Here is a 23,312-nt window from a genome sequence, read left to right as displayed (position 1 = left end):
GCTTACTGCTACTGTTCATTTTTCTGACTCCCCTGAATCCTTCTACCTGCGTGCAACGCCGACTCAGATAGTGCCTCTATACTCTTCATTATCCTGCTGCCGCCATTTGAGGGCCGATGCTGCACTAGTAAATCTGTTAACTGAAGAAAGTGAGCGTCCCACGACCAAGGAACAAATTTTGCGGTGCGATCAAGGAGCTGCTGATAATCCTGCGGAGAAAAGCAACTCGTCAGGACCTTCTGGAATTCTTTGTCGCCGTCCAGATTAAAGTATGCTGCCAGCCCTTGGGTGGATTCGCGGTGAGCCTCAATGTTACTAGCCAGAACAGGTGTCCCCATTGCTAGAGCTTCTGCTAGAGGCATTCCCCACCCCTCTTCATGGGCAGCTGATATGCAGGCTCGGGATGACACAATAGCCTCTTCTAGGTCTTTGTCTGAGGCGCCACATTGCAACAATATTTTTCCCGATACCTGCGCCATTCGCTCAAGAAGAGCCAATTCCTCCCTTGGAAGCCAGCCCTTGCGCCCAAAGATGGTAAGCCGTTCGTGTTCCACGAGAGCCGGGTTGAGATCACAGAACCTCATCCACTGTCGCGCCAACCAGAGATAGTTTTTTCGAGGTTCTATAGTCCCCACAGCCACGAACCCGCTCCTCACTCCGCGGCGGTCGGGAAAGTTTGAGCGCAGCCGAGTTCCGATTGGCAGTACTGTCACTTCGCGACTAATGTGCTGGCCAAGTTGCTTGGCAGTGAAGGATGAATTGGTGAGAACTAGATCTGCATGCTTGTCTGAATTACAGAGCCGGCGCCTATGACGCTCCCTCTCCTGCTTTTGGAACAGGTGTGGGTGGCTCACCGGTAACGCGTCATGCAGGTAAACGGCCACCGACATGGAACCTGCTTCATGGATCTTTGAAAGGATACGCTGATCTACTCCCCAATGGCCCACATTAATATACCAGCCACAGGAGTGACGTGTATCTGACACAAACCAGTCCACCGAAGTTGTGCATCCAAAGATGTGTCGAATCGTGGCGGCGCAAAGGGTCAACAGCGAGACTCGGGCCCCAGTTGAAAACCTACGGCGGCCTTGCCGAAGTACTTTAGCCGCGGCAGCTACTTGGGTGATCCCAGGAACGCCACTACCGAAAAGCTCGACTACAAGCGTGCTTGCCAGGTGCTCAGCCGCTGCCTTGACGCACCACCTGCGAACTACCTCGGTCATCGTTGACCCACCGCAACCGTTCCCCGCCCAGGCTATTTGGTAATGAGCCACGAGAGAATCAGCCACAGTGCGAGGCAAGATAGCGACTGCCTCTCCAAATTGCGCGACAAGCACTCCTCCAGCGCTCAAAACGAACTTAGCGTATTCCAGCTCAACCCGATCTATACCTGTAGGCGTGTCGTGGGCGAGGCGGTGCAATAGCCTTGTGACGTCGAGGTGAAGCGCAGTCGAGCCTAGGGGGGTCAGCGTTGACAAGATCTGGAACTTTTCCGTTCGGCCTGGACCGCGGGAGCAGCAATTTTCTTTACCCCTGGTTGCAGTGCTAGATTCATCTTGAATCCATAGATCAGTATTGCACGCAAGGCTCCATGCCCTTCTGCCTCCATTTTTCCAAATGGCCGCGCGGAAGACGGCTCTTTCGGGGCAGAAGCCAATCTATTCTTCATAACACCTCACCTTCAGCGGTGCATGGCGCGTGGGTCCTCACGAACGTCCAAATTCGTCTACGATGCGGATGATATCATCCTCCTCAAGATAGGATCCGGTCTGCACTTCGATCATCTCGAGCAAGATCTTGCCGGGATTGGCGAGCCGGTGCATCTCGCCCTGGGGGATATAGACGGACTCGTTTTCCCTTACCGTCTTCACCACGTCGCCGACGGTCACTTCCGCCGTGCCTTTGACGCAGATCCAGTGTTCGGCGCGGTGGTGGTGCTTCTGCAGCGAGAGCTTTTTGCCCGGCAGCACGAAGAGGCGCTTGACCCGAAAGCGCTCGCCAACGAAAATTGAGGTATAGCCGCCCCACGGGCGGTAGGACGTGGGATGGGTCTCCGTCAGTGCCGATGTCGTCTTGGCGGCCGCGAGCTGCTTGACCAGCTTGCCGACGTTCTGGCTGTCTTCCAACCTGCCGACATAGACGGCATCTTCACTGGCAATCACTGCGACGTTATCCAAGCCATGGACGGCAAGATGGCTGGTGCGGGACATCACCAGCGAGTTCTTCGTATCGAGCAGCGTGGTGTTGCCGGAGGTGACGTTGCCGAGCGCATCCCGGGTACCCAGCTTCCAGACGGCGTCCCAACTACCAAGGTCGGACCAGGTGAAGGAGGAAGGGACGACAGCGACATTGCCCGTCTTTTCCATAATCGCATAGTCGATCGAGACATTAGGACTTTTGGCGAAAGCGTCAGCGTTGAGCCGGATGAAGTCGAGATCGGAAACGGCCTTCTCGACCGAAGCTCTAGCGGCAGCGGCAACCTCGGGGGCGTATGTCTCCATTTCCCGGAGAACCTGGCCGGCGGTGAACATGAAGATGCCGGAGTTCCAGTAGAAGCCACCCTTTGCAAGCATGCGCTCGGCTTCCGCAAGCACCGGCTTCTCCACGAAAGCCTTCACCGCGTGAGCACCACTGGGCAGCGCCTGGCCCATCTGAATATAGCCGTAGCCGGTGGAAGGCTCCGTAGGGTGGATGCCGAAGGTCACAAGCTTACCGGCGCGGGCCGTGTCTCGCGCAATCTGGATTGCTTGGAAGTAACGCTCATCAGCCACGATCTCGTGGTCGGAGGCGAGGACCTGCAGGACCGCATCTTCTCCCGCGCGGTCAGCAACGAAGGCTGCGGCGGCGGCGATTGCTGCTGCCGTGTTGCGCCCCATCGGCTCCAGCAGCGTCCCTGCCAGTTGCAGGCCAACCTCGCGCGCCTGCTCGGCAGCAAGAAAGCGGAAATCCTCGCTAGTGACGACAATCGGCGGCTCGTAGAGATTTGGATCGGAGACGCGCGTCAATGTCGCCTGGAACAGCGTTCGGTCATTGACAAACTGGATGAACTGCTTAGGGGCGCTCGCCCGCGAGAGCGGCCAAAGTCGTGTGCCCTTGCCACCCGCCATGATCACGGGAATGACGGTTTGTGATAAACTCATGTTGCTAGACCAGAACAATTGCGTTTGGTTCAATAACCACATCATTAGTTAGAATCAATGGTTCGCGCCGACAGGCGGAGCAGCAACGGAGAACCAACCGATCGCGATTAGCCGGAACCTTGTGGCTGGAAAACGAGCGACGGAATACTCACCTCCTTCCCGTCGATCAGTCTAAAGTCTATGGAAAGCCTCCGGGAGACAAACCGAAAGCGTCAGCTCCACGGTTGCGACCGTGTACACAATCAGGGGCGCCCCACCGTTACAAAATGTCCGTTAACCTCATGACATTGTTGATATCTACGCGATTTCAAATCTCTCCAGCAGCGTAATCCCCCTTCTTATGTTTAGCGATACTCGTTTACCTCGGCGGCTCCGCACACTCTGTTGTGGTCGAAACGTCGTAGAAGGATCGGCCGCGTTCTGAGCGACGGCCGCGGCGGCCGTCGCGCCACCTCCAAAAGCGAGTGGGGCTGTGCGGTGTGGTAACGTCGAAGCGGCGTTGCGGGTTTCAAGTCGATCGCGACGTGGCGCAGCAGTTGCCACTGGATCCTTCGCTCCCGCCGCTTTCCAAACGGAACATCAGCTTCGGGAAAGTTCATTGCTCTATCGCCTGGTCGGGAAGCGAGGTGGCCATGGAAGACCGGAACTGGAGGGAAACATTCGCCGTCGAGGTTGGCGGCGCATCCCAAGGCTACCGCTGTGTCCGGTCCGTCAGGGACGCTGCTCACCATCTTGTGGATGCCTGGCCCGGACTGCGGAATGCCGCTTACCGTGACGCACTGATCGCCTGCACCAAAGCTCTCAAAGGTGAAGCCGGCGACGAGGCGGCTCTGAAAGCCTTCGTCAAAGCAACGACAGCCTCTCGGATCAAGATCCGTTCGATCTCTGACATCAGCACGCACCTTTTCGAGCAGGAATTGGCGAAAGCACTTCGCGCGTCTCTTCGTGAAGATGAGCATAAGGATGGCGCAAGGCCGATAGCCGCTTCGCCAGGGACCAGAGCCTCGCAATCCTCCCGTGAGCAGAAGCAATCTTGCGTCAGCATGTGAGACGTCTGGCACGTTGGCAGCTGGAAGCTGCGGGGATCATCACATACAGGCGTGCCAGGATACTAGAGCAGGAACGGAGAACCGCCGTCCGATTCTAATCATGCTGCTGCCCCCGCTCCCCCGCCTCAAGCGGCTCCTCGAGGAGCCGAGCTTGCTCGGCAGGGAGTCACCGCCGGGCCCTTCCCCCGTGGTAGAATCGCCCAGCTGATCTACGGTTGCCTGTTGCGAGTGACCATGAGTATAGCCAACAGGCAGGCTGCCGCCGTTGGCCAGAAATCCGTCGCCTGATCCCAGGACCACTGCCAAAAGTAGTAGGCTTCGAGGTGAGGAGGCGGCATTTGCACTGCCACCTCGTAGTCGCGCTTCTCACGGCCATGGAAATGTCCGGCGGCGAAGGAAAGTCCTATGATGAAGGACTGCTGCCATCGAACCAAGGGCCGCAGAAGGAGGGCAACGATGGCAGCCATCACTGCCGCCTCAAGAAGGTGTCCAGCCCAGTCCCAGTTCGACTGGATAGTGTTCCAGTCTATCTGCATTACTTGCCTCCCTTCTAAAGAATAATGGATGTCTTTCCGCAACAACCGGCGCATCTCTGACGCAATCAATGTAGTGGATCACGGTCGGGCGCCATTGCGGCTTGAAGACAGACGCCGCCCGTGGGCAGCCACAGTCTGCCCTTCCTCCATCGGCGGCTCTGCCGCTTTCTGACCCGATCCCCCCGGCGCGCTGAGCCGCCAAAATAGCAGCAAAAGCTTTAGCGCGATCTTGACCTGTTTTTGGGTCTACCGCAGATGGCGCTGCCGTTATCATCGTCCAGCAGGCCCTCGCGGCCATCTTTGTCCCTGGCGCGAGTCAGACGCGCTTCGTGTGGCATGGTCGGGTCAGTGGCACCGAATGAATTGGCTTCGTGTGGCCTTCTTCACGGCTCCCACGGATAGAGCATCCTCCCGATCCGGCGATATCTGGGATCCGAAAGCTCGCGGAAGAAGCGGATGGGATCCCGCTTGTAGGTCTCCGCATCGGACGGATCACCGATCTGCGCGATAATCTTGGCTAGGGGGAAGGTCAACAGATGCCGCCATCCCAAGATGCCATAGGGTCCCCAGACTGCAAACCTGACGGCATCGGCGGTTTCGGCGGACACGATAGCAGAAGGCGGCATCCCCGCCTCCTGCCATGCAGCAATCATTTCCAGGCATTCCTCGAATGTAGACCGTCGGCCGCTTACTGGGTTGAAGTACCGTGGGTACAGCAGATACGCACCGGCGAAAACTTCATGCAATGTGAGCTTTCTCTGCCTTCTCACGTTCGGTTGACGATCATCAGTCAGCCCCCAACCCGCGTAAAAGGGACAGCCCATCACCGTAACCGGGATGCCGCGTAGAAGTGCCTCGAAGCCCGCCAACGATGTGATCGTATAAACATGATCCACCCCCTCCAGAGCATCGGGAAGAGCCACGGCGTCGCGCACGATCTCGCATATGCTTTCAACCTCCGATGGATCGGAGAGCCCGCTACGAACCCCGCTCAGGACGTCCGGGTGGGGCCTGTAAACGATTTCAGCGCCTTTGTTCTCCTCCGCTGCAAGTCTCACGACGTCATTGTTTGTCAACGACGTCAGGCAGCCCCTCTTGATGGAGGCGTCGTCTTCCACCTGTCCCAAGACGAGAACCCGTTTTCCGCCTTTCCGGGCGTGGCTCCTAGCACCCCCATCTTTCGGTCCGTTGTATTTGCTGATCCTGAGTTCAAGCAGCGCCGCAATCCCCGCTGTGGCGCGCCTCATCAAGACCGCGTCACGTTCAAACGGATATGTCTGCAGAAGTATCTCGAGATCCGAAGCGGCAGTACAATCGAAGTAGGGTACCCTTGAATCGATCGACAGCGAGAACGGCGGTGTCCTGCTGGCGTGAGGGTTCAACGATCTTAGGAAGCCGTCCTCCATGTGATAGACGGGAATGGAGGCTTCCTGCGCAAGGTGATGGGCCTCCTGGGGGAGGTTGATGCCCCAGGCCAGGAAAACACACCCCCCCGAATTCTTGACCTGCGAAACCCAAACCTTGCGGAACTCTGCGCCGGACAGGTGCAAAGGCAGGTAGCGGAAGTGAGCCTCTGGAAAATAAGCTTCCAAGATCGGCCGCTTCCAATGATGGATGTGAAAGGCAAAGACGCTCTTGCCTCCGAACCCATCGAAGACACTCGGCAACTGAGAGTCTACCGGATCGCTATCCGCAGAACGTGCAGCCGGCACTCAGTTTCGGTCCCGGATATTGTAGTACGCCATCGCGCCCAAGCTCCATGCGAAGACGGACGCGATGAACACCAGGAGCGTATTCCATATCCGCGAAGGGTATTGCGATAGCTCCGACAATGTGGGATCTATGAAGACGGCCAGATACCGCTGCCTTCCCGAAACATCCATCCTTGCTCGCTCTAGACTTGTCAGAGCCGAAGTATACGTCCGTTCAGCAAACTCGCGTTCGGTTTCAAGCGCATCGTAGCGTTGGATTCGGCTAGCGACGCCCGACGAGGCTGAGCCATTGCGCGATCCCTTCGCCGCAGGTCCGGAGCCGAACCGTTGCTTCTCCGCCTCAATCTGCGCTTCCAGGCTCTGAATCTCCGAGCGCATGACTCGGATACGAGGTGTGTCTTCGCCCATCTGATTGAGGGCTGTCTGCAGTTCGGTTTGCAGTTGAACAAGCCGTTGTTCAAGGGTCGCGATCAGCTGTGCCGCCAGTTTAGCCCCCTCGAGAGGATCGGCTTCTTGAGAGACGGCCCGGAAGTCCTGCAAGGCCGCCCGCGCTCGTGACAACCTCTCCTCCGCCAGTTCCACTTCCTGCTGCGACGCTGCCAATACCTCGTTGCGAGCACTCAGCGACAGATCGTTGATCACCTTCTCGCTTTCCTGCACGACGAAATCGGCCACCGCGCGAGCGTCTTCGGGTGTGAAAGCCCTTACCTCCAGATTGAGAATGCCTGAAGCATGATCGAAGCTCACATCGACCATGCTTTGCCAATAATCCACCTTCTCCTCGATCGGCAGATCTTCCCCCAGTCCGTAAAAGAAGTCCAATCCTCGCCGCCCGAAGATAGCGTTGAGATCGAATTGGGATTCGAGCCTCTGCACCATCTTCTCACTGCGGATAAAATCCAGGAGGACATAGGAATCCGATGCCGTGCTGCCGGTAGAAGCCTGGGTAAACACGCCGAGGATGTCGGAGGCCTGGGCGCTATCCATGCTTCTGACCGAAAACGAGGCTGCGCTGTGGTATTGATCGGCGGCGAAGAAAGCCATGTAAGTGCCCGTGGCAACCGTCGGAACCGCAACCATCAGCGCACAGGCCGCTATCAGCACCTTGTGCCGAAAGCGCAGCCCTCGTTCTGGCACATCAATCTGCGGCTCATGCGTTGGAGCGGGCGGCGGCTCAACCGGTGTTGCCCGCGTTTCCAAGAGCTCCTGCAGAAGGCGAAGGCTCGGTGACTTCGGAGAAGAAACGTCCGACTCCGAGTCCGTTTTCACCGCTTGCTTCATTCGTGAGCCGTCAGCCATGCAACCTAGCGCCTTTTCATGTTGAGCACTCAAGCCCTGATGAGATCCTATATACCACCGAAGAAGGTGCTCTGGCCATCCTCAAGAACCGCTCCGCAGTCGCGTGTGAAGGAAAGGCAATCCTGTTACCTCCTAAAGCTCCACCTATAAGTCGTGAAGCGGCGGAGGAGATCAAGGGCATACCACTCCCAGTTCTACACACCGTGTCGACTGGCTTTCCTCCATCTCCAGCCACTTAATCGCGGGCATGCGACATCCCGAAGCCTTGAATCGTTTAAAGGGACTAGCTCGGTCCGGGAGAATGCCATGTCGTACTCCCGATTTTCAAGCCTCACTTGCAGGCGACGTCGTTGACACCGTGCCGGCGGCCATGGCTCAACAGGAAGCCGCCCCCTCGGCACCTCCACAACTGTCGTTGATCTGCTGTTGCATGATGGATGGGCAGCATCGTCTGTCTGCGCTCCTGACACAGACGACCTCACGCCGCAGGAAACACGGGGAAACAGGTCATTGTTCTTGATACCTGAGCCCAAAGGAAGGCCGTCAGACAGGCGCTGGTGTGCGAGGCTTCTGGGCAACAAGACTACTCAGCGGCACGTCGCCAGTTGGCGCCGTTGTCGGCATCGTTCAGCAGCTTGACAACTATTGCCTCTGCTGCGGCTAGCGATCCCGCAGAGGAGTAGAAGTTCCCCCTCACCTGTATGTCGGCTGCGAGCAGGCGGAAGAAGGCCTGTGCCAGTTCACGCTCTGGAGGCACAGGGGCGGCCCAGAAACTGTCGAGGTCGCTTCCCGCGCACAGACCTTCCACCCGGTAGATCGCGCTGCCGAGTACGGCGACCGGCTTGCCCAGGCGCAAAGCGGAGAGCGCCGCGGTGGAATTGACTGTCACCACGCCCCGGCAAGATCCGAACGCTTCCTCAAGGTTACCTCCGTCGACAACAAGAACGCGCTCAGTAATGGCCATGCGGCTTGCGATTTTGGTCACGACGGCGGACCAGTCGATCAGACCGTTGTCGAGGGGGTGTATCTTCACAAGAAGGCGGGCCTCGGGCTGGCCCGCGCGCGCAAAGGACTGCAGCACGAGCTCGATTGCCTCCCGTTGGCTTGCAAAGGGTGAGTGCGCACGGAGTTGGTAGTCCGTCTCGAGTTGGAGTGGGTATACGAAATACGGCCTGCCGCTGCGGATGAGATGGTCGATCGCCTCGCGCGCCTCTCTCGATCGCTTCTTGCCTTGGCTCAAGCGTCTAAACCAGCCCGCATATTCGGCTAGAGGATGGAAAAGAGCATGACGACGGTAGTACGGAAACAGAAAGCCGAGAAAGACATTCGGTAGATTGTACAGCAGATCCAGTGAGGCCTCCGCTAGGAAGCTTTGCGTATATTTCGGGGTCCAGTCCGGTTCAGGCAGCCCCTGTGCGGCCTCGCGTATTTGCGCAGGATCTCTTGGGAAATGGGAGTTTGATGACATGCCATCACGTTCGATCGTCACCCAGTCCGGCCGCAGGTAGCCCATCTCCACGACATAGATGAGCGCCCCGAGCTTCCTTGCCTCTTCGATTGCCACCTTGTGGTACGGCCGCTCCTCCCCAAGAACAATGACGTCCGTGATCTTCTGTTCAGCCAGAAAGCGCCGCACGTAGCCACGCCAGTTGGCGAAGCTGCTCCGGTAGTTGACGCCGCCCTTCCTGCGCCAGAATATCCAGTCGCCCACATTGAGGTTTATCCTCCAGCAGCGGGCTCCATTGGCTTCCAGCCCGTCGGCGATCAGCGCAAAGATGCGAGATGACGGCCCTTGAAGAAAGAGGAAGGCTCGTTCGCGAGCAGGACGTGGATGGCTCAAGCTTTTACCTCCTGCTTCAGGCCCGCGAAATGCAGGACCCTCTCCAGCAGGTTCCAAGGTGCTTCCTCCTGCGCCGCCACAGGCTGATGACCGCCCCGCTTCGCCTGCCCCAGCGGCACGATCAGATAGTCCGTTCTTGGATCGGGAAAGGGATCGGCGAAGCTCTTCAGAAGCGGCGCGTGATCGCCGTAGAATAGAAGCCAGACCGGCCGCTCAAGCGTTTCGAGGTGATCCGCCAGACGTCCCAGCGCACTGTCGGCATCCTGGAGCAGGCTTGTGTAGACCGCCACGGGGTCGGTCAGGCCAGGGCACCGGCTAGGATCCCATGGGCCATGATTTGCCATCGATGCCACAAACATGAATGTTTTTCCCGAGCTCTGCTCGATTTTCTCCAGCACCGCCGTCGTCAGCGTCTGATCGCTGACGTAGGTGCCATCACGCTTCGGATCATGATCGAAGTCCTCCAGCATCATCATCTGGTCGAAACCAAGTTCCGGCATGGCCTTGTGCCGCATAAAGAAGGTTTTGTCGTAGGGATGAATGAAGTGCGTCAGCCATCCCGCCCGCTTTAGCTTTTGGGGCCACACCACATCCTTGTAGTGGCTGGCGCGAAGATATGGGAAGCTCGCATCGACGTGTACATTCTCGGGCAGAAGCCCGCTCAAGACTGCGAACTCCGTGCGCAGCGTATACCCGCCCTCGAAGACGTTCGTCATCCGCCCCCATTGAGCCGCCTTCGATCTTAAACTGTCGAGGTTCGGAAGCGCTACATCTGCTCCGAAGTGACGCAAGTCGATGAAGGACTCGGACTGCCAGACGACGATCAGTGGCGCCGTCGGGTGTTCGGAATGCAGCCAAAGGTCATGAAGAGCCGCAGAGACCTTTGCCGAAATCTGGTGAACCACCTCCTCCCGCTTCAGGCCCAGCCATAGGATGAAGTTCAGCACCACGGAGGTGAAGGTCCCGAATCTGAGGGTACTTTTCTTTACATGCGGCTTACCCACGAGCTTTGAGGTGGCTTTGTAGATCCATGCGTTCATGGCCTTGTTGAAGAGCAAAAGCCACGGCGACAGGGCTGCGCCGATCATCACGAAGACCCACAAGAGGGCTCCCTTTGCAGGCAACAGGTCGGGTTCTAGCCACATGTACAGCCCGCTTGCCCCGAAAACGTAGGAGAGGGCGACAACCCAGAACAATACGTTCAGCCGTGTCGCGTAGAATATCTCCTTGTACTTGAACACATCGGCAACCAGGGCGATGTCTGAGAAAACCAGCGGTTCACGGATGAAGGCAAATTTTGCCCTCGAGATTCCGGTGAATATGACGAAGAAGCTGATCGTCGCCTGAGTGGCATAGTAGGGGCGCCAGGAGATCGCGAAGAAGGCAGCGAAGATAAGCGCGACGACGATGACCCTTGCGATAGGATCGAGATATGGCCTTCGTTCTACCGATTTTTCTGTTCTATCTCGTACATCCTTCGGCATGGCGAAACGGTCCGTCGCAAAAACGGCGGCGCATGACACAACGAACCCCAAGACAACGATCGCAGTCGGATGTATGAAAAGATCCACCCATCACCCTTCCTGATTATTCCGCAATGGCGGCGCTACCGAACCCGCACAAAGCTCAAGCGGCGATCATAGCTCGGTGACCTCCTGGAGGTTCAAACACGCCTTTTCCGACGCTTCACCTGCCAGTGAAACCACCAGAGAACGACCGGTTTAACAAGCACGCTACCACGCCCCAAAAATGCCAGGGCGGCTCCCACGTATATCTTTGAAAAGCCGCGGTCGATCCCGCGTACGATCTTTTCAGCAACGGCTTGTGCAGGCCACGGCTTGATGTGGCCAATCAGCATCTGAGCATCGGCTGGCCTTGTCAGCAGCTCCCGCTGCAACTGCGGCGTGTCGGTATCCGGCGGGTAACAAATTCCGATCGTTACGCCCGAACCCATCGCTTCCTCGGACAAAGCCTCGACGAAAGCTCCCAATCCTGACTTGGAGGCGCAATAGGCGGTATATCCCGGCAATCCGATCAGGGCCGCTCCGGATGAGACTATCATAATCCGGCCGCTGCCGCGCTTTCTCATCGCAGGGTAAACAGCACGAACCGCATTGGTCGCTCCGGTCAGATTCACCCTTATTTGCTCATCGAAGTGATGAGGTTCGATCTCGTCAAATCTTCCAGGTTCTACGATTCCGGCCGAAGCGACCAGAAGGTCGCACGGGCCGAGGACGCGTTCGGCTTGCGAGACAGCGGATAGGACAGTGTCCGCAACGGAAACATCTGCTGCGATCGCTTGAACATGCGCCGCCGAGGAGGCAATGCTCAGAAGTTCTGAACGCGCGCGTTCAAGACGGTCCAGATCGCGTGCGACGACGGTCACCTGGTCGCCCCTACCCGCGTATATCCGAGCGATTGCCAGCCCTATCCCACTCGACCCGCCGGTGATGATGACATGCATCGGACTTCCCCTACTTTGAAGTCGCAACGTCCTGCATCAGCGCCGAAAACTGCATCATCTGGTCGATGTTGAGAGATGCCAAGCCGAAGTTTCTCGTCTCAAGTTTCTTAAGGCGGCGCGCCGTCGCTTCGACCGCAAGCGCCAGTTGGTCGTCTGTGTGGCGGGAGGTCATGAAAAAGCGCAACCGCGCCGTGCCCTCTGGAATAGCAGGATAGATGATCGGTAAAACATTGATGCCGTCTTCGAGAAGATCGTGGGAGAGCTGCACCGCACGCAATGAGTCCCCAACCAGAACCGGAACGACGGAATATCCCTGGCTGCGGCCCGTGTTCAGGCCGGCGCTCTTTGCATATTCCAGAAAGCGGGATCCGTTGTGGTGAAGCTTTGCAACACGCGAGGGCTCTGAACGCAGGATGTTCAGGCTCTCGTTCGCTGCTGCCGCTAACACCGGCGCCAGACCGACGCTGTACACGAACCCACCAGCCTCCGCCTTCAGGATATCAATCAGCGCTTGAGAACCCGCGACATAGCCTCCACAGCTTGAGGTGGCCTTGGAAAGGGTTCCCATCCATATGTCCACGTCCGCGGCATCGATGCCAAAATGCTCAAAGCTGCCTTTGCCAGTGCTGCCCAGAACACCGAGAGAATGGGCCTCATCTATCATCAGCCAGAAGCCGTAGCGGGAGCGCAGATCCACCAGCGCAGGCAGATCGACGACATCTCCATCCATGCTGTATATGCCTTCGGCGACAACCAATATCCGGCGGAAGTCTCCCACGACAGTGCGCAGAACCTCTTCCAGATCCTTGACGTCGTTGTGGCGGAACAGGCGACGAGCGGCGCCCGACTGCTTTATCCCAGCCAAGGCGCTGTTGTGGATGAACTCGTCGTGTATGACGAGATCCCGCGGCCCCATGAGACAGCCGATGGTCGTTACGTTCGTAAGATACCCGCTTACGAAGCAAACGGCAGCCTCTACGCCGTAGATCGATGCAAGGTTGGCTTCAAGCTGCGCATGTATGGGGCGCTCGCCTGCAACGAGGCGGCTGGCCGAAGCTGAAAGACCATATCTTTCGATCGCCTCCCTCGCGGCAGACGCGACCTGCGGACTCGTATTGGTATCAAGATAATCGTAGGATGCGAAATTCAGAAGCTCTCGACCGTTTATCTCTGTCGTGGCTCCCGCAGCGCGGTCGTGGTGACGGAAAAAGGGGTTCGATACCCCGATGGCCGCACTTGCACTGCGTTGCAGCTCAACCCGCCTGTATTCTGGCAAGTCGATGAACTTCGTCGGCGCGCGCGCGGAGAGCACACCAGCGACACTGGCTCTCTCAGATCGGTTGCGACCTGCAGCCTCATTCGCAGCTCGCATTTTTGCAAGCAGCTCGTGCTTGGCTTGAGCATTTAGCTTGGCAGCACCACCCCCGTCACGCCCTTCGCCGCTCACCGCGCTCCTCCTCGTTCCTGACGTGCGGGGGAATGAACATGAAGCAACCGGCTAACCTCTTCGGGAGCCGCCACAGAACTTTCGTCCGCATTCGCATCTCGACTGGAGACGCGTTCCAGCAGGCGCACGACTACCTCGCGAACGGTCGTGCTGTCACCCACGGCGCTGAGCGGAATATCATAGCCGGTTTTCTGCTGAAAACTCATGCCCAACTCCATGGCCATCAAACTGTCGAGGCCGATGTCCTTCAGCACCTTGTCAGGCGTTATCGACTCTTCTGTCACCCGAAGTATCGAGGCAATTTCTTTTGCCAGCAGGCGGTGCAAGATTTGGTAAGCCTCATCCTGCGACCTCCCGCGAACCATGTTCTCGAGGTCGATGGTATCGCGCTCGTCGGAATGGTCGCCCTCAGTCAGTCCGCGCTTAACCACATCAAGATATGCCGTTTGGGATATCGGCAGCATCCGAACAGAGCTCCAGTCAATGTCCGCAATGACAACGGCTGCACTTGCGACAGTTCCTGGGTCGGTTCTCAAATAGTTTTCGACATGATGAAGTGCATCTCGTGCCTTCATCGCGGTCTTCCCGATCCGCTTCGCGAGCAGTTCATTCACCTCCGCGTTTCGGGTCAGGAAGCCGGCGTCCGCAATGGCGCCAAAGCCGACAGCCAATGCCGGCAAGCCAGCAGAACGGCGAACACGCGCCAGCCCTTCAAGATACCCGTTGCCGAGGACATAATTGGCTTGCCCGGGATTGCCCAAAAGAGTGGTGACCGACGAGAACAACAAGAAAAGCTCCAGATCGTCCCGGCGCGTCAGACGGTGGAGATTATCAGCCCCCTTCACCTTCACATCGATAACCGGCCGGTTTCGCTCGGCGGTCAGGTTCGAAAGAAGAGCATCGTCGAGCACCATAGCCGCATGCACGACGCCCCTTAGAGGCGCTATGGCGCGAAGGGCCTCCAGGAGTTCGGCCAGTTGGCTCTCATCGGTGATATCGCACGCATGTACGCTTGCGACGACACCCATGGCCTTCCAGCGTTCCAGTGCTTCCAAGGTCGGCTCATCTGCGATCCCGCGGCGGGAGCACAGGGCAATCCTTCGGACGCCTCGTTCCACGAGCCAATGGGCAGCAGCAAGACCAAAACCGCCTACCCCGCCGGCCACCAGGTACATCCCCTCACCGGAGAACCGAACCGGTCCCTGCGGCGGACTCAAGACCGAATCCTTCTTTCCAACCGGGGGCCGAACGACGATCTTGCCGATGTGCCCCGCATTTTGCATTAGGCGGAAGGCCGACCCGATCTCGTCATGAGCAAAAGCCCTGTAGGGAAGCGGCGTCAGCCTTTGCTCGGCGAACAAGCAACTCAATTCCTCGAAGATTTCCTTCGTCAGCGCCGGAACATTCACCAGCAGTTGGTCAGCGTCGATCCCGAAATAGCTTATGTTGCGCCGGAACGGTCTCAGGCCGATTTTGCGGTCCGAGTAGTAGTCACGCTTTCCGAGCTCCAGAAACCGCCCGAAGGGCTTCAATAGCTCGATGCTGCGCTCCATTGCTTCTGCAAAGAGCGAGTTCAAGACAACATCAACGCCCTGCCCATCCGTCGCCCTGTGGACGTCCGACACAAAGTCGAGCGACCGGGAATCAAAGACGTGATCCGCTCCCAATGTTTCCAGGAAACGGCGTTTTTCCGTAGTGCCGGCCGTTGCGACTACCTTGGCGCCTTGCAGCTTGGCGATCTGGATAGCAGCCAGGCCCACGCCCCCGGCTGCACCATGGATCAGCACGGTTTCGCCAGATCTGAGGTGAGCAAGGTGCACCAGGGCGTAGTAGGCGGTCAGAAATGCAACGGGCACCGTAGCCGCCGCCGCAGAATCCATTCCATCGGGGAACTTCGTGACGCCGTCCTGTCGCACCTGCACGTGGGTAGCGAATGCGGCCGGGCCAATCCCCATGACCCGGTCGCCCACCGTCAGATCCGTTACCTCCGCTCCGACGGCACTCACGCGTCCAGCGAATTCCATCCCAATCGTCGCGCCGGCGAAGCCATCTTCCAGCGCCTCCTCGGGAAGAACGCCCATCGCCCACATGACGTCGCGGAAGTTCAGGCCTGTCGCCTCGACTGAAACGAGAACCTCACCCCTTTCGGGCTTTGGAGCGTCGCACGCCTCCCACCGGATGCTATCCACCCGATTGTCTGCAGGCTGGCAGATTCGCGCTGACGCGAAGTCTGCGGTCATCAAAGATTGAGGCTGTGCTGGTCCAGCTACGGCTCGAATCTCCGAAAGACCATCACTGCTCAGCGCCCATTCGCGGTTGTCGGTCTTACTGTCCAAGCTTTTCGCGATGAGGGCCCAGGCGGGCTCGTCGAGCATTTCAGCGTCGATCACATGTGTCTCGACCGTGCTGTACTCATTTTGCAGGACGCGGCTGAGCGCCCAAAGCGCGACGTTCGCCTCGTCGGTGCCTTCACCCGCCAACGGGGCACCACCCGGCGCCACGATTACCAGCCTGACGACGGAGGCAGTCTCTGCATCAGGGCCTGTGGTGATCGCCTTCATCAAGGAGCCAAAAAAGCTGAGCCGACGCTGCGAAAGCCGAGACGGATCCGAGGTACCTGCTCGATCCGCCACGTATACGAATGTTGGGTCGTCTGAGAACTGTTCCCCCCAAAGAAGCTCCTCGTCGCCGAGTTCTCCATCAGCAGCCAACGTCACGGCAGCGCCGTCTAGAGCAACCCGTTCACGGCTCTCCGTTACGACAAGCAGCGGCTTTTCCCGCGGCGGCACTGCATCAGGCGCTGCGCTGGCAGAGCCTTGAGCACTGATGGTCACCAGTTTGCCCTCAGGAAATGGCACTTCCTGCAGGTCTACAGGCTGGAAGCCCAGTTCTGCGATCAACTCACTGTGCTGGTCCACCGTACGGAGTTTGCCAACGGGGAATTCAACCGAAGCACTGCCTTCGAACCAGTTATCGTATTGTCCATAGATGAAGTCATCGAAAGCTGAAGGAGAGCGATCCGCCCCGGTGATCATGCCACCATTCGCTGCAGCTTTGCGCACTGCGGAACGCGCGTCCTCATCCCTGAGGAGAAGCTCGTGGCTTAACGGGCCTGCGGCAACGACCAGATCCGCAAGGGGCACGGTGTCTAGCGCAGCCAGGTCCACCACATTCACGTGGACGTCATTCTCGAAAAGCAGCTCGAGGCTTCGCCGCACTCCCTCTCGCGGCTCTACAATTGTCAGCTGAGCCCCGTGATCAACCGCGCGTCTTGCCAATCGCGCCGTGAACGAAGGGGAGAGCGCTCCAAGTTCTAGAACCTGCCTGACGCAGCGGCCGGTCGAACGCAGAATCCGCTCCACATTCTCTTCAACCAGCTCCATCCGCCTCGTTGCTAGCGGAGAATGTAGCAAAAGATGATCTAACGTCGCCTCTCCGCGGGTCTCCGGCAGATCAGGCGCCGATCCCGCATGGGACAAGCGGTTCAGAGCGTCATGAAACGCTGTGTTGACCATAACCGCTTCGGCGACACGGGCTGGATCTTCATGATAAACCTCCCGCAGAAGTTCAGCTAACGGCGGCAAGGTGTATTCTTGCGAGATCCGCCAACTATCTCCCTCCGCAGTGGCGATGCCAGCATCTTCCAGCGTAAACAAGCAGTTGATCAGGAACGCACGGAACTGATCGTCTTCGGGTAGCGCAGCCTGCGTGATGATACCGCTCGCATCCGTCAATCGCAGGGCAATCTCGTGACAGGCTTGTAGAACGGAAGCGTCTAGTAGCAGGGTGGCGCTGTTCGTTTCAATCTTCAGCGAAGGCTGAAACAGGGCCGGGAGCGCTAAATTGGTCTTATCGGACAACGCGATTGAAGACGGTACCGCGCCGTAGTGGAAGGCGACTGAAGCAAGCCCTTGGTGGCGACGCAGCGAAGCCCGGCGAAACCTGCAGTCTTCCAACGTCAGGCAGCGCTGGCCATGCTCGTCGAAGAGCTGGAACCGCGCTTTCACCGAATGCCCGCTGTAACGCTGGATCTCTACCAGAGCCCGGACGATACGCCCCGTACCACCACCAGCCGCGCGGATACTGCCGAAACGGACCGGGATATAGGGCGCTCCGCCGCCGGCACCTGCGATAGTGTCGAAGATCGCCACCAACGCATGGAAAGCAGCGTCAACCGACATCGGGTTTAAGTTGTACGTCAGGTAAGGATGCGCCGGAGCCGATGGGAGTGCCAATGAGGCCTCAACCACTCTGCTGCCAAAGACCTTTGCTTCCCGCAACAGCTGGAAGGCCACGCCGTACTGCAAACCAAATCGTTCGGCTGTCTGATAGACCTGATCGGCGGAAAGAACCGTCTCCTGAGACTGCGCTGGCATGACGATATCGCCATCCTGGAAAGCCAATGGCCGGCGACTGCGAGCTACAGCGTGGATTGTCCAGTCATCGCTACTCATACGCTCACGAGAGCGAATCTCTATGACACCCGTGTCTGGGGACAGACGTGTGGAGAGTTCGAGAATCCGGTCCTTACGAAGTTCGAGCGGGCGAACGATCTCAAGGTTGGAGATCTCCACATTTTCAGTTCCATAGTGGCGCTGGGCTGCCGTGATCGCAATCTCGATGAACCCACTGCCCGGCAAGATGGGCTTCCCGTCGACCACATGCTGAGCGAGGTCTGGAAACAGCTGCGCATCGACGTGGTTCTTCCAATGCGCGCTGTTCGGATCGGTCCGCCAGCCGAGAAGAGTGAAGGGATGTCGGGCATTGCGGCCGAAGATGTCAACTTCGTCGGTTGTCCCTGACACTTGTAAGTCGGTAGCCTCGAACGGAAGCGATGGAAGCCGGAGGGCGGCGTTTCGGGCAAGGCCATGGCGCAACAGATCTGGAGATGCCCCATGTGCCACCGCACGCGCTACCGCCTCCGCGATCGGATCTACCCCCTGCGCAGTCGCCTGACGCTGGAGGGTCGAGCATATGGCGACCGCTGCTGAGGATCCCTTCGCGACGGCACCGATGTAGTTCGATAAGATCGGGCGCGGGGAAATCTCAATGAACAGGTTGCATCCGGCGTCGATTGCTTTTTCCGCAGCGGCAGAAAACAGAACAGGATCGCGGACATTTCTCCACCAATAGGCGCCATCCAGCCGGTGCCCTTCTTCCATTTCGCCCGTGACGGAAGAAACGAAGCTGCACACCCCTTCGGCAGGCTCCAACTGGGGGAGATCCTGCAGGAATGAAGACTTCTCCCGTTCCATCGCGGAGTGGTGGAACGCGTAGTCGATGTCTAGAATGTGGACAGCAATATGAGACTTCCGCGCGGCTTCGCGGAACGCGGCGATCTCCTCCCCAGGACCGGATATGGTAACGGACTCCGGCGCATTGATTGCCGCGATTTCGATATTCGTCAGACCATGCTGCTGGGCAAAACCACGGGCAGCTTCCTCACCGGTCGCGACGGCAGCCATCTTCCCCTGACCGGCGAAGCGATGCTGATATCGGGAGCGCTTGGCGACAAGTTCGGCAGCCTCAGCAGCCGTCAGGATCTTTGCTGCATACGCCGCTGCAACCTCTCCGACGGAATGACCGAAGACGAGTTCCGGCCTCACCCCTCGTGCGATGAGACAATCAGAAAGCGAGGCCTGTACGGCAAACAGGAGCGGCTGGCTCAGCCTGGTATCAGCAAGCCGAACATCAAGGTCCGGCGCAAACAGCAGATCTGTCAGCTTCTCGCCTAGATGATGCTCGAACAGCGCACTCAATTCCTCGAAGTGTTGCCGGAACTGGGTGTTGGCTTGGAAGGCATCCACAGCCATCCCGGCCCATTGAGCACCATTGCCCGAGAAGACAAATGCGATCTTTCCAGTGACAACTGGCGCCTCTCCCTGTTGCCCAGCAGAAGCCTCCCCTGCGAGATGGAGGTCGATCGCCTCCAGGAGGCTGTCGCCGTCAGCAACCTCGACTGCGAAACGGTGACGCATCCAGTCGCGGCTGGCGGCGGCGGAATGCGCGATTTCTTTCGCAAGACGCGGATCTGCTCCGGCCATGCGATCTCGGTACTCTCTGAGCAGGCCTGCAAGCGCCGATGCCGAGTGTGCGCTGGCTACGAAAAGGGCCGGCTCGCTCCCCGGGGGATCGACGACAGAAGCAGGATCTGGATCGCTGATCACAGCGTGTACGTTCGTGCCGCCAAAACCAAAGGAGTTCACGCCGGCATAACGCGGTCTCTTCCCGCGGAGCAAGCTCAGGTTGGACGTGTTGACGCGGACATTGAGGTCATCGAAATCGATGTTCTCATTGAGGCTTTCGATATGTAGCGAGGCCGGCAGAAGGTCATGCTCGAGCGCCACCATGGCCTTGAGCATTCCAAACAAACCAGACGCCGGCTCGGTGTGGCCGATGTTAGTTTTGATCGAGCCGATCGGCACGGGTGCGCGTCGCTTCTTCCCTAGAACCTGGCCAATGGCCCACACCTCCGCGGGATCCCCAACTCTTGTGCCCGTTCCATGCCCCTCCACAAATGCCAGATCGTTAGGGTCGATCCCGGTATTCTCGTAGATTGACTGCAGCAGGGACGCCTGTGCTTCTCTCGACGGAAGGCTGATGCCATTCGTGCGGCCGGACGAATTGACGCCGATCGCGTGGATCTTGGCATAGCTGCGATCGCCCTCTTGCCGAGCCTTGTCGCTCCGCCTGAGAATCAGCGCCGCTCCTCCCTCGGAACGCACGTAGCCTTGCCCATTGTTGTCGTAAGCGCGGCACAGTCCCTCCGGCGAAAGCATCCGCGCTTGCGCAAAGCCCACGAACGAAAGCGGATGCACAAGGAGGTTCACCCCCCCGACGATGGCAGTGTCGATCCGACCTGCTTCCAGAGCAGACACGGCCTGTTCAAGAGCCACCATGGATGAGGAGCATGCCGTGTCGATTGTCATGCTCGGACCATTGAAGCCGAACACGTGCGAAATCCGGTTGGAGACGATCGACAGCGTGTTGCCGGTCATGAAATAAGGACTGCCGGAGGCCGGATCCTCGGAAACGAGATTGCCGCTTTCGAGGCTGGATGCACCGACGTAGACGCCGACGCGCTCGGACGACAGAGCGCGAGACGGCAGGTTGGCATCTTCCAGCGCGCGCCAGACCAGCGTGAGCAGCAAACGCTGCTGTGGGTCCATCTGCATCGCCTCTCTTTTCGAGAGACCGAAGACGGCTGGATCAAAGTGGTAGATCTCTTCCAAGACACCGGCAGCAAAGGTATAGGTCTTGCCCGGTGTAGCAGGCGCCGGATGCCAGAAACGTGCCCGATCCCAGCGCTCGGCGGAGATCTCACTTATCGTGCACCGGCCTTCTTTGAGTACTTGGACCAGCTCTGAAACAGATTTTGCCCCAGGAGCAATGCTTGCCCTGCCAATGATCTCAACTGTCATAGCTGAATACCGCTTCTTCTATTCGGGGCAGAAAGCACCATGCCGCCAAATCTACATCTTCCGAGACGGTACGACAAAACTTCAGCTTGTCTGCGCCCGGCAGGTTCATACTCTTACGCCCACCTACCGGCAAACGCGTTAGTTTGAAAGCCCTGAAATATCATCCGCTATGCCTATACCCTGGGATGCAATTCCGATGGGAGCTCCTATAAGCTGAAGGAACTTCCTCAGGTCGACCGACAGGTGACGCGACGCATATATCACGTCCCTACTCTTAACAGGGAAAGTCTGCCCCACGAGAAGACTGTCCGGCCGCGACATGTCAAACCGATAGACGATCGGATATTTCCCCATCCGATCCGGCGCCATTCCCTTGGCTACCAGTGCGTTGAAGCGCTCTGCACCTAAAAGGTTCATAACGATTTCCGGTTCCTCGTAGCGGAACAGGAAATATCCCTTTGCATCGATGGCGACGTCATTGCCACCGCCGCCCATTGCGACAGCTTCGAGGAGATTGAGGTCGTCCGCACCGAATTCCACGCGTCCGCTCGACTTCACCGAGCCCAAAAGCGTAAAGGTTCGCGGCTCACTGCTTACGAAGACCTGGTCGCCAGGCTGAACGAAGATGTTCTCTGAGGGATGCTCGATGATCGTCTTGAGGAGCGCGCTCCCGGTCTTTCTTCCCCGAACAAGGGTGATTGAGGTCTCGTAGGCGGGGCCTGTGGGACCGCCCGCTTTCGCAATAACATCCGTGATCTTCTCAGGTACCAAGCCAAGGGGAACTTGGGCTGAAGAGCCGACCGCGCCAGAGACGGTAACCTTGCGGGAGGCCGTATCAACACTTGAAACAATCACGTCAGGCTCGACTGCCTTGTTGACGAGGCTGTCCAGGATGGCTTGGCGTGCCTGCTCAAGTGTTCTTCCTGCGAAGCGCACGGATCCGACGTAAGGTATGACAGCCGTACCATTGGGCTGGACGACCACATCCAACACCGTCTGTTTTGATTCGCTCGTGGAGAACAACCCGTCGGCACCGGCCTCGAAGATGGTGATCTTGAGTTGGTCCCCCACGCCTATCGTGACTGCCCCAACCCCTCCACCAATGCCGAACCGACGCTGGAAAGCGGTGGAAACATATTCCGACACAAGACGGGCAGACCGCGCACCGACATTGACGATGTCGAAGGTTGCAGCATCAATTCGGCCGAGCTCCAATCCGGAGCGACCGGCGTCGGCCATGATTTCGCTGGTAAGAGGGCCTTCGCCTGGGACCGCTTGGCAACCAACTAACGAGACGGAAACTAGAATCGTCTTAGGAAGTTGCCACCGCAAGCTGAAAAACCTCATCTCATTCATTTACGCGCACACCTGAAGCACATGAAGCAGCCGACAACAAGTGCCGATCGGCACCGCCGGGTAAAAATCCAACCTGTATCGTGTCAGGGTTCGTGGGAACGCCCCTGGATCATGGGCTTGAAAACTTGATGAGGATGCCAGATCTTCCCTTAAGCGCCTGTAAACGACGCGCTGCATTGAGAAACATCTGGATGCCGCGAGAAGCGTGAGTAGGGAAGAACGCCGGATGTTCTCGTTAAGCCGTTGGCTGATTCTCCGACTCGCGACCCTCGTGGCCGTCTTTACTTCAGGCACTGCATCTAGCGGCATTACCGCGTCCTTGACTGCGGAACCCCATAGCACCTCAACTCTGCGAGCTTATGGTGAGCCGCGAATGGCGCAGAGAACGTCTCGTCTCGCCCAGCAGCGCTCTTCTACCGGCCTTATCGCCAGAACAATGGACGCCTCGGTGCTCAACGATCCTGACGCCTCCTTTTCGGGCAGAGAATGGTGCAATGGTCTAACCACACGTCCAAATGCGCAACCCGAGTTCCGCGAGACAGCACGATCAAGCTGGGAGTGCACTGCTTCGTTGACTTCTGGTGAAGAACAAAGCCCTGGCGAGCTTTTTATACAGCTCAACGGCCAGGGCGTCGGGGACATCGTCCGCTTCAGAGCAAAGATCAATCTCCTGCAGCCAGATTCCGGCAAGTCGCTGCCACGACTTGCAGCTGAACTTTTGGCGCAGCTTCCGCTTATGCTGTCGGAGGAATCACGTGCTTACTTGGAGTCTCACGTCATCGCGTTGAAAGCCTTTTCCTCGGATCTGGAGGGACTGAGTGTTTCTTTTCAGCCCGAAAGCGGAGATCCAAGACGATACAACCTGACTGTCCTTCGCAGTGAAGGCCTCTCGGAAGACTGCGGAAAAGCCCTGCTACGGGCAGAGACAATCCGCACGCTACCTTACTCTATCGGTTGTCTTCGCATTCCACCCGCCGGCGATCTCCGCGCCAAGCCACCGTTGTGAGATTGTGCCCGCTTTTGGGACAGCGCGTCAGGTGCCCTAGTA

Annotated in this window: 13 protein-coding genes; 2 read left to right on the top strand and 11 right to left on the bottom strand. The window is 58.2% G+C overall.

What is annotated here, in order from left to right; translation table 11 throughout:
• Window positions 1–8: 8 nt before the first annotated feature.
• Window positions 9–641 (bottom strand): glycosyltransferase, encoded by a 633-nt coding sequence (locus LXM96_RS11540; RefSeq protein WP_239998642.1) that lies wholly within the window; start codon window positions 639–641, stop codon window positions 9–11.
• 1,065 nt (window positions 642–1,706) lie between these two features.
• Window positions 1,707–3,140 carry a mannose-1-phosphate guanylyltransferase/mannose-6-phosphate isomerase gene (locus LXM96_RS11535; protein ID WP_239998641.1) on the bottom strand — a complete coding sequence of 478 codons (1,434 nt, stop codon included), beginning with the start codon at window positions 3,138–3,140 and terminating at the stop codon, window positions 1,707–1,709.
• Between the two features lie 632 nt (window positions 3,141–3,772).
• Between LXM96_RS11535 and LXM96_RS11530 the strand changes: the two genes are divergently transcribed.
• Complete coding sequence (locus LXM96_RS11530; RefSeq protein ID WP_239998640.1) at window positions 3,773–4,189, top strand: DUF982 domain-containing protein; 417 nt, start codon at window positions 3,773–3,775, stop codon at window positions 4,187–4,189.
• Window positions 4,190–4,398: 209 nt separating this feature from the next.
• Here the strand turns inward: LXM96_RS11530 and LXM96_RS11525 are convergent, their stop codons facing one another.
• From LXM96_RS11525 to LXM96_RS11485, 9 genes are all read right to left on the bottom strand, one after another.
• Entirely contained in the window at window positions 4,399–4,725 is a 327-nt protein-coding gene (locus tag LXM96_RS11525) for a hypothetical protein (RefSeq protein ID WP_239998639.1), read from the bottom strand.
• 383 nt (window positions 4,726–5,108) lie between these two features.
• A complete protein-coding gene (locus LXM96_RS11520; RefSeq protein ID WP_239998638.1) occupies window positions 5,109–6,131 on the bottom strand; it encodes a capsular polysaccharide export protein, LipB/KpsS family in 1,023 nt (340 codons plus the stop codon).
• Between the two features lie 306 nt (window positions 6,132–6,437).
• Window positions 6,438–7,706, bottom strand: coding sequence for an RkpR, polysaccharide export protein (locus LXM96_RS11515; RefSeq protein WP_239998637.1), 1,269 nt, complete (start codon window positions 7,704–7,706; stop codon window positions 6,438–6,440).
• A gap of 613 nt (window positions 7,707–8,319) precedes the next feature.
• Window positions 8,320–9,576: a capsule biosynthesis protein gene (locus tag LXM96_RS11510; RefSeq protein ID WP_239998636.1), complete on the bottom strand. Its 1,257-nt coding sequence runs from the start codon at window positions 9,574–9,576 to the stop codon at window positions 8,320–8,322.
• On the bottom strand, window positions 9,573–11,147 hold the full coding sequence (locus LXM96_RS11505) for an LTA synthase family protein (protein WP_239998635.1): 1,575 nt from the start codon (window positions 11,145–11,147) through the stop codon (window positions 9,573–9,575). Before LXM96_RS11505 ends, LXM96_RS11510 begins: the two co-directional genes overlap by 4 nt.
• Before the next feature lie 92 nt (window positions 11,148–11,239).
• The gene (locus LXM96_RS11500) at window positions 11,240–12,040 is read right to left on the bottom strand and encodes an SDR family oxidoreductase (protein WP_239998634.1); all 801 of its coding nucleotides are present in this window, start codon (window positions 12,038–12,040) and stop codon (window positions 11,240–11,242) included.
• 10 nt (window positions 12,041–12,050) lie between these two features.
• The gene (locus LXM96_RS11495; RefSeq protein ID WP_239998905.1) at window positions 12,051–13,412 is read right to left on the bottom strand and encodes an aminotransferase class I/II-fold pyridoxal phosphate-dependent enzyme; all 1,362 of its coding nucleotides are present in this window, start codon (window positions 13,410–13,412) and stop codon (window positions 12,051–12,053) included.
• A 71-nt stretch (window positions 13,413–13,483) separates the two neighbouring features.
• Window positions 13,484–20,908 (bottom strand): type I polyketide synthase, encoded by a 7,425-nt coding sequence (locus LXM96_RS11490; protein WP_239998633.1) that lies wholly within the window; start codon window positions 20,906–20,908, stop codon window positions 13,484–13,486.
• A gap of 138 nt (window positions 20,909–21,046) precedes the next feature.
• Window positions 21,047–22,255, bottom strand: a complete 1,209-nt coding sequence (locus LXM96_RS11485; protein ID WP_239998904.1) for a polysaccharide biosynthesis/export family protein — start codon at window positions 22,253–22,255, stop codon at window positions 21,047–21,049.
• Between the two features lie 382 nt (window positions 22,256–22,637).
• Here LXM96_RS11485 and LXM96_RS11480 point away from each other — a divergent pair, with 382 nt between their 5' ends.
• A complete protein-coding gene (locus LXM96_RS11480) occupies window positions 22,638–23,270 on the top strand; it encodes a DUF6030 family protein (RefSeq protein ID WP_239998632.1) in 633 nt (210 codons plus the stop codon).
• The last annotated feature ends 42 nt before the right edge of the window (window positions 23,271–23,312 follow it).

This window comes from Rhizobium halophilum (assembly GCF_021648825.1).
Classification (GTDB): domain Bacteria; phylum Pseudomonadota; class Alphaproteobacteria; order Rhizobiales; family Rhizobiaceae; genus Neorhizobium; species Neorhizobium halophilum.
The sequence above is the reverse complement of the archived record's forward strand: the minus strand, read 5'-3'. Positions and strand labels throughout refer to the sequence as shown.

Coding starts and splice junctions, on each gene's coding strand:
- LXM96_RS11535 (WP_239998641.1), bottom strand. CDS start 3,140: ATGAGTTTATCACAAACCGTCATTCCCGTGATCATGGCGGGTGGCAAG.
- LXM96_RS11530 (WP_239998640.1), top strand. CDS start 3,773: ATGGAAGACCGGAACTGGAGGGAAACATTCGCCGTCGAGGTTGGCGGC.
- LXM96_RS11525 (WP_239998639.1), bottom strand. CDS start 4,725: ATGCAGATAGACTGGAACACTATCCAGTCGAACTGGGACTGGGCTGGA.
- LXM96_RS11520 (WP_239998638.1), bottom strand. CDS start 6,131: ATGGAGGACGGCTTCCTAAGATCGTTGAACCCTCACGCCAGCAGGACA.
- LXM96_RS11500 (WP_239998634.1), bottom strand. CDS start 12,040: ATGCATGTCATCATCACCGGCGGGTCGAGTGGGATAGGGCTGGCAATC.
- LXM96_RS11495 (WP_239998905.1), bottom strand. CDS start 13,412: ATGCGAGCTGCGAATGAGGCTGCAGGTCGCAACCGATCTGAGAGAGCC.
- LXM96_RS11490 (WP_239998633.1), bottom strand. CDS start 20,908: ATGACAGTTGAGATCATTGGCAGGGCAAGCATTGCTCCTGGGGCAAAA.
- LXM96_RS11485 (WP_239998904.1), bottom strand. CDS start 22,255: ATGAGGTTTTTCAGCTTGCGGTGGCAACTTCCTAAGACGATTCTAGTT.
- LXM96_RS11480 (WP_239998632.1), top strand. CDS start 22,638: ATGGCGCAGAGAACGTCTCGTCTCGCCCAGCAGCGCTCTTCTACCGGC.